Source organism: Streptomyces longisporoflavus (assembly GCF_014649775.1).
Classification (GTDB): Bacteria; Actinomycetota; Actinomycetes; order Streptomycetales; family Streptomycetaceae; genus Streptomyces; species Streptomyces longisporoflavus.
In genome coordinates this window covers 334400-347105 of record NZ_BMTR01000008.1, presented here as the reverse complement: position 1 = coordinate 347105, position 12706 = coordinate 334400, and the positions used below count along the sequence as shown (strand labels likewise).

Below are 12706 nucleotides of genomic sequence, written 5' to 3'. Positions count from 1 at the left end.
CGGTGGAGCGGCGGCATCCCGTGGACATCCGTAAGAGAGGCGTCAACGGAGTGCCAACCGACGTAAGGGAGCCGTCAACGGCGGTCGGATCCGGCCATCGAGGGGGTTTGCTCAAGGCGTCAGATCAAGCGCCTCTCATCTAGGAGCACACGATGGCCGACGTGGCCTTCGTCGTCACCACGATCGCGGTCTTCGCGCTGGTGGCGTTCATCGCCAGGGGGGTGGCGAAGCTGTGACTGCCGAGAACATCGTCGGTCTCGTCGTGGCCGTCGCCCTCCTGGGCTATCTCGTCCTCGCTCTCGTGTTCCCGGAGAGGTTCTGAGTACGACATGAGTCCTGTTCTTGCCGGTGTGCTCCAGTTCCTGGCGCTGACGGCCGCCCTGGCACTGGCATACCGTCCGCTGGGCGACTACATGGCCCGGGTCTACTCCTCCGACAAGCATCTGCGGGTCGAGAAGTGGATCTACAAGGGCATCGGCGCCGACCCGGACACAGAGATGCGCTGGCCCGCCTATCTGCGCGGGGTGCTCGCCTTCTCCGCCGTGAGCGTGCTGTTCCTCTACCTGCTGCAGCGGCTCCAGGGCTCGCTGCCCGGATCGCTCGGCTTCAAGTCGATCGACCCCGACCAGGCGTTCAACACCGCCGCGTCGTTCGTGGCGAACACCAACTGGCAGTCGTACTACGGCGAGCAGGCCATGGGCCACGTCGTGCAGACCGGCGGCCTCGCGGTGCAGAACTTCCTCTCCGCCGCCGTGGGCATCGCCGTCGCGATCGCCCTGGTGCGCGGCTTCGCCCGCTCGCGCACGGGTGAGCTGGGGAACTTCTGGTCGGACCTGGTGCGCGGCACCGTACGCATCCTGGTCCCGATCTCCGTGCTCGGCGCGATCGTCCTGGTCGCGTGCGGCGCGATCCAGAACTTCTCCGGCATCCACGCGGTCGGCCAGTTCCTCGGCGGCAGCCAGGAGTGGAACGGCGGGGCGGTGGCCTCGCAGGAGGTCATCAAGCTCCTGGGCACCAACGGAGGCGGCATCTTCAACGCCAACTCCGCCCACCCCTTCGAGAACCCCGACGGCTTCTCCAACCTCTTCGAGGTCTTCCTGATCCTGGTGATCCCGTTCGCGATCACGCGGACCTTCGGGCGGATGGTCGGCTCCCTCAGGCAGGGGTACGCGATTCTCGCCACGATGGTCACCATCTGGGCCGGGTTCACCGCGCTGATGATGTGGACGGAGTTCCACCACGGGGCACCCGCGTTCGACATCGCCGGCGGTGCGATGGAGGGCAAGGAGACGCGGTTCGGGATCGGCGGCTCGGCGATCTTCTCGGTCGCCACGACGCTGACCTCGACGGGCGCGGTCAACTCCTTCCACTCCTCCAACACCGGCTTCGGCGGCGGGCTCAATCTTCTAGGCATGCAGCTGGGCGAGATCGCGCCCGGCGGTGTCGGATCCGGGCTCTACGGCATGCTCGTCATGGCGATCATCGCGGTGTTCATCGCGGGCCTGATGGTGGGCCGTACGCCGGAGTACCTCGGCAAGAAGATCGGCACCCGCGAGATCAAGCTGGCGGCCTGCTACATCCTGATCACCCCCGCCCTCGTACTCGGTTTCACCGCCGTGTCGATGGCGCTGCCCACGCCCAAGGACTCGATGCTCAACTCCGGGGCGCACGGCTTCTCCGAGATCCTCTACGCCTACACCTCGGGCGCCAACAACAACGGTTCGGCCTTCGCGGGGCTGAGCGCGGACACGAACTGGTTCAACACCACGATCGGCCTCGCGATGCTCCTCGGCCGCTTCCTGCCGATGGTGTTCGTCCTCGCCCTCGCGGGCTCGCTCGCCGCGCAGAAGCCGGTTCCGGCGACGGCGGGCACGCTGCGCACCGAGAAGCCCCTGTTCACCGGGTTGCTGGTCGGCGCCATCATGATCATCACCGGTCTGACCTACTTCCCCGCGCTCGCACTCGGGCCGTTGGCCGAGGGGCTCGCGTCATGACCACCGACACAGAGAAGTCTGAGGAGCCCGGCTCCATGTCCACCGCTACTCCCACTCGTAACCCCACTCGTACGCCCACCCCGGCGCCGCACCAGGACGTGCCCGGCGGGCACAAGGACGCGGGCCGTGTCGGCGGGGGCCTGTTCGACCCCCGGCAGCTCCTGAAGTCCCTTCCGGACGCGGTGCGGAAGCTCGATCCGCGGGTGATGGTCAAGTCTCCCGTCATGTTCGTGGTGCTCGTCGGCTCGGTGATCACCACCGTCCTCGCGGTCAAGGACCCGGGGGACTGGTTCGGCTGGGCGATCGCGGTCTGGCTCTGGCTGACCACGATCTTCGCCAACCTGGCGGAGGCGGTCGCCGAGGGTCGCGGCAAGGCGCAGGCGGACACGCTGCGCAAGGCCAAGACCGACACGGTGGCGCGCCGCCTGAACGGCACGGCGGAGGAGCAGGTGCCCGGCACCGAGCTGCGCATCGGTGATCTGGTCGTCTGCGAGGCGGGCGACGTGATCCCCGGTGACGGTGACGTCGTCGAGGGTGTCGCCAGCGTCGACGAGTCGGCCATCACCGGTGAATCGGCCCCGGTCATCCGGGAGTCCGGCGGTGACCGTTCCGCCGTCACCGGCGGTACGAAGGTCCTCTCCGACCGCATCGTCATCAAGATCACGACGAAGCCCGGCGAGACCTTCATCGACCGCATGATCAACCTGGTGGAGGGCGCCGCGCGCCAGAAGACGCCCAACGAGATCGCGCTCAACATCCTGCTCGCGTCCCTTACCATCGTCTTCCTGCTCGCGGTCGTCACGCTCCAGCCGTTCGCCGTGTACGCCGGTGCCGAGCAATCCATGATCGTGCTCGCCGCGCTCCTGGTCTGCCTGATCCCGACGACCATCGGCGCGCTGCTCTCCGCGATCGGCATCGCGGGCATGGACCGCCTGGTCCAGCGCAACGTCCTCGCCATGTCCGGGCGGGCCGTCGAGGCCGCGGGCGACGTATCGACGCTGCTGCTCGACAAGACGGGCACCATCACGCTCGGCAACCGGCAGGCCGCCGAGTTCGTGCCGGTGCGCGGGACGACCGAGGCGGAGCTCGCGGACGCCGCCCAGCTCTCGTCGCTGGCCGACGAGACGCCCGAGGGCCGCTCCGTCGTCGTACTGGCGAAGGAGAAATACGGGCTCCGCGAGCGCCACCAGGGGGAACTCGAAGGGGCCGAGTGGGTCGCCTTCACGGCGCAGACGCGGATGTCGGGCGTCGACCTCGTCGAGGGCGGCACGGGCCGCAAGGTCCGCAAGGGCGCGGCCGGTTCGGTGGTCGCCTGGGTCACCGAGAACGGCGGCACCGTGTCCGAGGACACCCGGACCCTGACCGACACCATCTCGCAGGCGGGCGGCACCCCGCTGCTGGTGGCTTGTGAGGACGCGCGGGGCGCGCGTGTCCTGGGTGTCATCCACCTCAAGGACGTCGTCAAGGAAGGCATGCGGGAGCGGTTCGACGAGCTGCGGCGCATGGGCATCAAGACGGTCATGATCACGGGCGACAACCCGCTGACCGCCAAGGCCATCGCGGACGAGGCGGGTGTGGACGACTTCCTCGCCGAGGCCACACCCGAGGACAAGATGGCGCTGATCAAGCGGGAGCAGGCCGGCGGCAAGCTCGTCGCGATGACCGGCGACGGCACGAACGACGCGCCCGCCCTTGCCCAGGCGGACGTGGGCGTGGCCATGAACACCGGCACCTCGGCCGCCAAGGAGGCCGGGAACATGGTGGACCTGGATTCCAACCCCACCAAGCTCATCGAGATCGTCGAGATCGGCAAGCAACTCCTGATCACCCGGGGCGCGCTGACGACCTTCTCGATCGCCAACGACGTCGCGAAGTACTTCGCGATCATCCCCGCCATGTTCGCCGTGGTCTATCCGGGCCTCGACAAGCTCAACATCATGAACCTGTCGTCCCCGGAGTCGGCGATCCTGTCGGCCGTCGTCTTCAACGCGCTGATCATCGTCGCCCTGGTGCCGCTGGCCCTCAAGGGCGTGCGGTACCGGCCGATGAGCGCGGACCGGATGCTGCGGCGCAACCTCGGCATCTACGGTCTCGGCGGTCTTGTCGCCCCCTTCGTCGGCATCAAGATCATCGACCTGGTCATCTCCCTCGTACCCGGCCTTTAGCCCCCCGAAAGCGTGCTGATCGTCATGAACAACTCCGTCGGAAGTGTCGGAAGTACGGCACGGTTGCTGGGGGCCGGGCTGCGCGCCCTGCTCGTCCTCACCGTGATCTGCGGCGTCGTCTACCCGCTCGCCGTCACCGGGATCGCCCAAGGCCTGTTCCCCGACAAGGCCAACGGCTCCGAGGTCAGGAGCGGGGGCAGGGTCGTCGGCTCCGAGCTCATCGGGCAGCGGTACGACCTGCCGCTGAAGAAGGGGCAGGAGACCGCGGACCCGGATCTGAAGTGGTTCCAGCCCCGGCCGTCCAACGGCCTCGGCTCCAACCGGGACGCGGGGGTGAACACCCGGTACGACCTGATCCTTTCGGGCGCGACGAACCTCGCCGGCGACAGCAAGGACCTGATCGCGGACGTCAGGGCCGCGAAGGCCGCCGTGGTCAAGGACAACTCCACCGCCGACTTCAAGGTCAGGCCCTCGGACGTGCCGGCCGAGGCCGTCACCTCGTCCGGCTCCGGTCTGGACCCGCACATCTCTCCGCGGTACGCGGAGCTCCAGGTCCACCGGGTGGCCGAGCGGAACGGCCTCGCCGTGAATCAGGTCCGGAAGCTGGTCGACGAGCACGTCGACGGGCGGATCCTCGGTTTTGTGGGCGAGCCCCGGGTCAATGTCCTTCAGCTCAACGTCGCGCTGAAGGGGCTTGCGGCTGGGGATGCCGCTGGCTGACGCCCCATCAACTTGTGTGTGGTGAGCAGTGCTTCGGTGTCCGACCGGAGCATTGCGGGCCGCAATCGCGTACGTCCATACTGTGCCGGTCACTCGGGGGGAGACCGGTGCGGTGAGTGGACGGCGCGTGCCTGCGATGGTGCGGAGCGGTCGCCGGCACGGGACGGTGCTCGGGGCCGCCGGGCTCGCCGTCCTGCTGGCGGCGACCGTGCTCGCCGCCCTTGTCGCGCTGACCGAGAACGCGGTCGAGGGCGGAGTGCGGCAGCGGCTCGCCGCGGATCGCGAGGCCGCGGTGGAGGTCGCGGGGCGCTACGACGCAGACCGCGTACGGCGATGGGACGGGCACGTACGGGCGGCGGTCGACCGCACCTACGGCGACGTGCCCCACCGCACACGCCTCGCGCTGCGGGCCCCCGCGGCACGCAACGACGAACTCGCCGTGACCGAGGCCGGGGGCCACCGCCGCGAGGACGCCACGGTGTCCGTGGTGGCACTGGAAGGGGCACGGTCCCACGCCGGACTTGTGGCGGGGCGGTGGCCGCGGGGAGGTGGGGGTGGGCTCGGGGGCGGTGGTGGGGGTGGTGAGAGTGCGGGTGAGGGTACGGGTGGGCTCGGCGGTCGCGGCGGCAGTGGGGGCGGTGGTGCCGTCGGTGTGCACGGCGGTGCGGTCGGTGGGGGCGGCGGTGCGGGTGGCCGTGTGGTCGGTGGGGGCGGCGGTGCGGCCGGGGCGGATGGCGGCGCGGCCGGGGCGGATGGCGGTGCGGGTGGGCGTGTGGTCGGGGTGTCGGGTGGGCCCGTTGAGGTTGTGCTGACCAGGGCGTTTGCCGCCGAGCTCGCCGTGCGGACCGGCGACGAGGTCGTCGTGCGTGGCGCCGGCGGGCGTCCGGTGCGGATGGAGGTCGTCGGGCTCTACACCACCGAGGGGCGCGGTCCCGCGGTGTGGGCCGGCCTGAGCAGTACGTTCGGTACGGCCGACTCCATCGCGCTCACGACGCGCGACGCGTTCACGGCGCGGCCGGGGCTGGCGAACGACGCGGGCGCGCTGTGGCTCGGCGTGCCCAGGGCGCAAGAGCTGCGGCTCGGCGACATCGGGCCGCTGACGGAGCGGGCCAAAAAATTCGGCGGCAGCGATTCCTCGCTCTCGGTGCTGCGCGGCAAAGGGACCAAGACCAAGACCGAGGCCGAGGCCGAGGCCGATCTGACCGTATCGGCGGGGCTCCGCAGGGCGCTCGACCGGCTCACCACACCCATCGCCGTGGCCCGCGCCGGGCTCTACGTCCCCGCCACGCTGCTCGCCGCCCTCGCGGTCGCGGCCCTGGTGCTCACCGGACGCCAGCTCGCCGAACACCGGCGCCCGGAGCTGGCGTTGCTGGCCGCGCGGGGTGCGGGAACGCGGCGGCTCGTCCTGTCGACGGGAGTGCAGTGGGCGGTGATCGCCCTCCCCGCGGGTATCGCCGCGCCCTTCCTCGCCGGGCCGCTGCTGAGGCTGCTCGAAGGGGCGGGGCTGCTGCACGGCCGGGCGCCGGACGTGGCCGTGGTCGGTGCCGCGTGGGTGGCCTCCGCCTTCGCCGTAGTGGTGCACGGCTGCGCGGTACTGCTGCCCACCGCGCGGGTGGTGCGGGACCGGCGGGCGGTGAGCCGCCTGCGCCTGCGGGCCGGGAGGTTCGCGGGGACGCAGCGGGTGGGGGCCGATGTGGCGCTGGGGGCGGTGGCCGTCCTCGGGTGGCTGCAACTGAGGCAGTACCGCTCGCCGGTGACCGGTGACGGCGTCGACCCCGTGCTCGTGTTCGCTCCCGTGGTGATGACCACCGCCGCCGCGCTGCTCGTACTGCGCCTGCTGCCCCTCCTGACGCGCGCCATCGATCCCCTTGCCCGGCGCGGCAGGGGGATCGTGCTGCCGCTCGGCGGATGGCAGATCGGGCGGCGCGCGGCACGGCACGCGGGGCCCGCCCTCGTGGTGACGCTCGCTCTCGCGGTGGCGGCGCTGAGCAGCACCGCCCTCGCCATTCTCGACCGGGGGGACCACGATCAGGCCGCCTTCGCGGTCGGCGCCGATCTACGGATCGAGCCGGGGGAGAGCGTGCCGTCCGGGGAGCGGCGTGCGACCTACGGCGCGCTGCCGGGCATCGACGCGGTCACCCCTGTGGTGCACACGGAGGGCTACATCGGGCAGGACGCGGTGACCGTCACCGGCATCAACACCGCGCGGGGGCCAGTGCCTTCGCTGCGGGACGATCTGGCGGAACGGCCTGTGCGGGAGCTTGTCGCGCCGCTGGGGAAGGGGGTGGCGAAGCATGGGCTCGCTGTCGCCGGGGCGGGGTCGGGGTCGAAAGGCGCGGCGGGCGAGCTTCCGCTCCGGGTGCGGCTGTCGGCGGACGGCCCCGGCCGCGCGGTCGTGCCGGTCCGGCTGACCGTCTATTTCGAGGACGAGGACGGTCTCGTCCATCCAAGTGCCGCCCTTCTCAAGGAAGGCGGCCCCCGGACGGTTCCGCTGAAGGTGCCGGTACGCGGTGGTGGCCTGCGGATTCTGCAGATCGACCTGAGCATGACGGGCGAGACGGTACGGCGTACCTACCGGCTCCGTGTCGACCGGGTGCCGGGGCTCACCGATGAGGCGGAGTGGCGTGACCTGCGCGAGGACGCGTCGGACCGCTACGGGGCGGGGTGCCCTGGCGCGGAGCGGCCGCGCGGGACGGTGGGGGAGTCGCCGGGGCCCGTGCTCTGCAAGGACCGCCCGGCGCCCGGGGTGCTGCTGGACGCGGTGCTGCGGGGGCCCGATACGCGGCTCAAGTACCCGACGTGGAGCGTCCGGCTCGGCACTGACAGCGCCGACAGCGCCGACAGCGCCGAGCGGCGCCCCGCGGCGCCGGCCCTCGCCGATCGTGCGCTTCTCGAAGCCGGGGCGGTACGGGTCGGGGACGTCGTGACCGTGCGGCGGAGCACGGGTGGCAGCGCGCGGCTGAAGATCATCGGGCGGATCGCCGCGGTGCCGGGCGTCGCGCGCGACCGGCCCCGCCTGCTCGCCGACTCGCGTGCGATGGCCGCGCAGTTGGTGCTGAGCGGGGCGCTCCCGGGGGCGGAGAGTGTGTGGTGGGCGGGTGCGGGTGCGGGCGCCGATGTGGAGGTGGGGGACGGCCGGGGTGACGCGTCCGCCGCGTGGCGGGCGGTGCGGGATCGCCCCCGGCTCGGGACCGCCGTGGACGTGCCGCACGCGCGCGTGCAGCTCGGCGAGGATCCGCTGCGACGCGGAGCACGCGCGGGCCTGTGGCTCTGCCTCGCCCTCGCCCCGGCATTCGCGGTCATCGCCTTCACCCTGCATACGGTGCTTTCGGCGCGGGCGAGGGGGCGCGAGTTCGCGCTGCTGCGGGCGCTGGGGGTCAGGCGGGGGCAACTCGCCGCGTACCTGTGGACGGAGCAGTTGGCGCTGGCCGGGGCGGCGGCGTTTCTGGGCACGTTGCTGGGGGCGGGCCTGGCCGCTGTGATCATGCCGGTGATCACGGTGGACGCGGCCGGGAACCCGGTCTTCCCCGGCTTGCTCACGGAGGTGCCATGGATGCGGGTTTGCCTCGTGGGGGCCGGGGTGACGGTGGCGATCTGCGGGGTGGTGAGCGGGGCCGCCCACGTTCTGGGCCGGGTGGACTTGGGGCGGGTGTTGCGGGCGGGGGAGGAGGGGTGAGGGGGCGCGCCGGGGGCGGTTGGGGCGGTTGGGGCGTTTGGGACGTTGGGCTGGCTGCGGGGCGAGGTGCTGCTCTGTTCCGGTCGTTGGTGTGGGGCCGCGCCGGTATGTCCCGCCCCGCCGTCCGCTGCTGGGCGGCGGCGAGTGTCCGCTTCGGCCCGGGAGTCCTGCGAACCTTGCCCCGGGCGGAATTACCGGCACACCCCTTCGCCCCCTTCGCGCGTGCGGCCGACTGTGGGTGCGGTGTGGGTGGCCTCCTGCAAGTTCCCCGCCCCGAGGACGCGGGGCAATCGGGCGGGCGGGTGGGAGAGCCCGTCCGGTCAGGGCGGACGCGGAGGGACTGGATCGGGAGGCGGCGCCCGTGAGGTGGGGGGAGTGGGGGCTCCGAGGCTGCCTGGCCATATTTGTGCTGGTGCTCGCCGCCGTGGCCGTAGGAGGAGCGGGACTGCTGGAGCGCGCGGCCGGACATGCTCTGGCGTCACGGCTAGAGCAAGCGCAGCGCGACGCGCCCGGCCTCACGCACCGCGTACGGTTCGGGCCCGAGGTGGAGAGAACCGGCGCGGAGAGCGAGCTGGACGCCGATCTGCGGCGACTCTCGACCGTCATCGAGAACGCCGCCCCCGCGCCCCTGCGCCCAGACCTCGCGCACGACTCGACCCGGATCGCCCTGCCCAACGTACGGACCGGCGACGGCACCACCCTGTCCCTCGTATACGCCTCCGACGCCCCACCACGCCCCGCGTACGCCGCAGGGCGGCCCCCGGCCCCCGCCCCGGCCCCGCACGGCCGCGTCGTGGAGATCGCCGTCTCCACCCACACCCGTGACGCGATGAAGCTGCGGCTCGGGCAGGAACTGAAGCTCGGCCCCGGCGCCTTGGAGAACGTGGACGCGAAGGCACGCGTCGTCGGGTTCTACGCCGCCGGGAGCGACCGCCGCCTCTGGAGCGAACAACCCCTCCTCGCGCGCCCCGCACGGGGCCCCCGCGGCGGTACGGACGGCGCGGTCCGATACGCGGGCGCCCTCCTCGCGCCGCGCGGCGCCGAAGTCCTGCAGAGCCAGGCGAACGCCGAGCTGACCGTGATCTGGGGCATGCGGCTCGACCCCGGCGGCGACGCCGCGCGCTTCGTCGGTGATCAGGGCGGGCGTGATTTCGAGCGCCTCATGCTCCGCTATCCGGAGTCCGTGCGGAGCGTCACGTGCGACCTCGGCATGGTCACCCAGAGCATGCCCTGCGCCCTCGGCACGCATCCGGCGACCGAGACGGAGAGCGCCACCGAACTGCCGGACGCCGTGGCCGGGTTCCAGCGGCAGTGGCGGCAGGGCACTGTCGTGATCTCCTTCGCGCTCGCCTCGGTGACGGCGGTCGGGTTCGCCGCCGTCGTGGTCGGTGCGCTGCTGTCCGTACGACGCAGGCTCGACGTCCACCGGCTGCAACGCGCGCGTGGAGCGTCGGCCACGGGCCTCGCCCTGGGGCGGGCCGCGGAGACCGCTCCGGCCGTGCTGCTGGGGTACGGCGGCGGCTGCGCGGTCGCCGCGTTGCTGCCGGGGGCGTCATCCGCGTACGGGCTCGGGCTGCTCGTTGCCGTGAGCGTGTGGCTGGTGCTGCCCCTGCTGACCTGGTGGGCCGTACGGGACCGGGCGCTTCTGCGGGACAAGGGCGCCGGCAGAGGACGGCGGGCCGTCGCCGAGGCGGGCGTGGTCGTTCTCGCCCTCGCGGGCGTCTTCGCGCTCCGGGCCCGGGGGACCGAGGGGGATGCGGGCGGCGATCCCTTGCTCGCCGCGGTGCCCGTGCTGCTCGGGCTGGCCACGGTCGTCGTACTGGTCCGCCTCTACCCCTTGCCGGTACGCCTCGCCGCCCGCTGGGCCGGCCGGGGCCGCGGAGCCGTGGCCCTCATCGCGTTCTCCCGGGCCGCCAAGGAGGCCCCCGCCAGGGCGCTCGCGCTGCTCGTCCTGGTGGTGACGCTGGCCGGTGCCGTGTTCGGCGGCCTTGTCGCCGGGACGCTGACGGAGGGGCGGCGGGACGCGGTCGCGTGGCGGGTGGGCGCCGACGCCGCCTTCCTGGGAGCCGGCCGCGACCCCGACACCGCGGGCCGCCTGGCACGCGCGCGTGGAGTGCGGGAAACGGCGGCGGTGCGCCAGTTGCGGGTCGACCCGGTGAGCGGCACCGACGGGGGGCGCTACGGCATCGCGAGCCTGGTGGGCATCGACACCGCGAAACTCCGGACAGCGACGCCGCGTTCCCCGGCCGCCCGCGCACTACGGGACGCGGGACTCGGCGAGGGCGAGGGCAAGCGCAAGTCCGCCCGGCACGGCCGCGGCAGCCGCCCTCCGGACATTCGTGTGCTCGCCGATGCCGCCGACGCCGGAGATCTCCTCACCATCACCGTGCACGGCAAGGAGCGTCGCCTGCGTGTGGTCGGCGCCCTGCCCGACGCCGTGCGGAACGACCCCGTGCTCGGCCCCGTGCGCGCCGCCGCCGAGGGCAGGGAGCACCTCCTGCTGACCGACAACCGGGATCTGGAGGGCTTCGACGCGGGGGAGTTCGAGGAGTCCGCCCTCTTGCTGTACGGGCCGCACCTGGACGTCTCCGAACTGCGCTCCGTCGTCCCGCGCACCGCGCCCGGCACCGCCACCGGCGAGCTGCGCGTCCGTGCCGAGGAGCAGGCCGAGGCCGACGACGACGGGTTGACCGCGGCCCTGACCACCGCGTACACCGCCTGTACGGCCCTTGCCGTGCTCCTCGCGCTGCTGGCCCTCGTGCTCGAACTCCTGCTGTCCGCCCCCGCGCGCGGCAGCACCGCGGCCCGCCTTCGCACGCTGGGACTGGACGCCCGCGCCACCGCCGGGCTGCATCTGCTCCAGCTGCTGCCCCTGGTGCTGGCGGCCGTGGCCGGCGGCGTCGCGCTCGGCCTGACCCTGCCGCAGCTGCTCGGACCCGCGCTCGACCTGCGGGAGTTCACCGGCGGGCCCGCCGCGCCCGCCCCGCGGACCGACGCGCTGTTCACCGCGGCCCTGGCCGCGGGCACCGTGGTCCTGATGGCCGCGGCGGTGGGCGCGGAGACGTGGCTGGGACGGCGGCGGGGCCTCGGAGCCGTGCTGCGAATGGGGAGACACGATGACTGAGCTGCCTGAGCCGCCTGAGCCGCCTGAGCCGCCTGAGCTCGCCGATCTGGAGGCCCGCGCGAACGCCGCGCGCCGTCCCGCCGGGGACGAGGGCCTTGTCGTGTGCGACAACCTCGTACGTGTCTATCGCACCGACAAGGTGGAGGTGCAGGCCCTTCAGGGGCTCGACCTGGTGGTCGGCGAAGGGGAGTGCATGGCCCTCGTGGGCGCGTCCGGGTCCGGCAAATCCACCCTCCTGTCGATCCTGTCGGGGCTGGATCTGCCGACCGCGGGACGGGCGAAGGTCGCCGGGCACGATCTGCTCTCCATGGGCCGCCGCGAGCGCCTGGGCTACCGCAGGGCCACCGTCGGCTTCGTGTGGCAGCAGACCGGGCGCAACCTGCTGCCGTACCTCACCGCACTGGAGAACGTCGCGCTGCCGATGAAGTACGCGCGCGTGCCCCGCCGCGAGCGCGCGGCGCGGGCCGCCGAACTGCTCGGCGTGCTCGGCGTCGCGTACTGCCGCGACCGGCGGCCCGGCGAGCTGTCCGGCGGTGAACAGCAGCGCGTCGCCGTGGCGGTCGCCTCCGCCAACTCCCCGCGCGTGCTCCTGGCCGACGAGCCCACCGGCGAGCTGGACACGACCAGCGGCGAGGAGGTGTTCGCCGCTCTGCGCCGGGCCAACGAGGAGCTCGGCGCGACCGTCCTGGTCGTCACGCACGACCCGCTCGTCTCCGGACAGGTCCGCCGCACGGTGCGCATCCGGGACGGCCGTACCTCCACGGAGACCCTGCGGGAACAGGGCGGCACGGGCGAGGAGTTCACGGTTCTGGACCGTGCGGGACGGTTGCAGCTGCCGCGCGACTACGTCGAGCGGTACGGGCTGCGGGGGCGCGTACGCCTCACGGAGGAGCCGGACCACATCGGCGTCTGGGGCGAGAGCCCGGATTCCGCGCCGCCTGCCCCCTGAGCAGGAGCTGCGTCTTCTCATGTACGCAACCCCCGGCTTCACGCCTTGACGGAAGCCTGGTCCGTACCTATGGTCTCG

The 12706-nt window shown here is 72.6% G+C and carries 7 protein-coding genes; all 7 read left to right on the top strand.

What is annotated here, in order from left to right:
* The first annotated feature begins 232 nt into the window (after positions 1-232).
* The 7 genes from kdpF (at position 233) to IE226_RS18915 (ending at position 12628) form a co-directional block, all read left to right on the top strand.
* The gene (gene kdpF, locus IE226_RS18945) at positions 233-322 is read left to right on the top strand and encodes a K(+)-transporting ATPase subunit F (RefSeq protein WP_033264828.1); all 90 of its coding nucleotides are present in this window, start codon (positions 233-235) and stop codon (positions 320-322) included.
* 7 nt (positions 323-329) lie between these two features.
* Entirely contained in the window at positions 330-1994 is a 1665-nt protein-coding gene (gene kdpA / locus IE226_RS18940) for a potassium-transporting ATPase subunit KdpA (protein ID WP_190082452.1), read from the top strand.
* Positions 1991-4159, top strand: coding sequence for a potassium-transporting ATPase subunit KdpB (gene kdpB, locus IE226_RS18935; protein WP_229871217.1), 2169 nt, complete (start codon positions 1991-1993; stop codon positions 4157-4159). The genes kdpA and kdpB overlap by 4 nt, the downstream gene beginning before the upstream one ends.
* A gap of 24 nt (positions 4160-4183) precedes the next feature.
* Positions 4184-4879, top strand: a complete 696-nt coding sequence (locus tag IE226_RS18930) for a potassium-transporting ATPase subunit C (RefSeq protein WP_190082451.1) — start codon at positions 4184-4186, stop codon at positions 4877-4879.
* Between the two features lie 112 nt (positions 4880-4991).
* A complete protein-coding gene (locus tag IE226_RS44865) occupies positions 4992-8555 on the top strand; it encodes an FtsX-like permease family protein (RefSeq protein WP_268251286.1) in 3564 nt (1187 codons plus the stop codon).
* Between the two features lie 412 nt (positions 8556-8967).
* Positions 8968-11679: an ABC transporter permease family protein gene (locus tag IE226_RS18920; protein WP_190082450.1), complete on the top strand. Its 2712-nt coding sequence runs from the start codon at positions 8968-8970 to the stop codon at positions 11677-11679.
* Positions 11672-12628, top strand: coding sequence for an ABC transporter ATP-binding protein (locus IE226_RS18915; RefSeq protein WP_190082449.1), 957 nt, complete (start codon positions 11672-11674; stop codon positions 12626-12628). Before IE226_RS18920 ends, IE226_RS18915 begins: the two co-directional genes overlap by 8 nt.
* Positions 12629-12706: the final 78 nt, after the last annotated feature.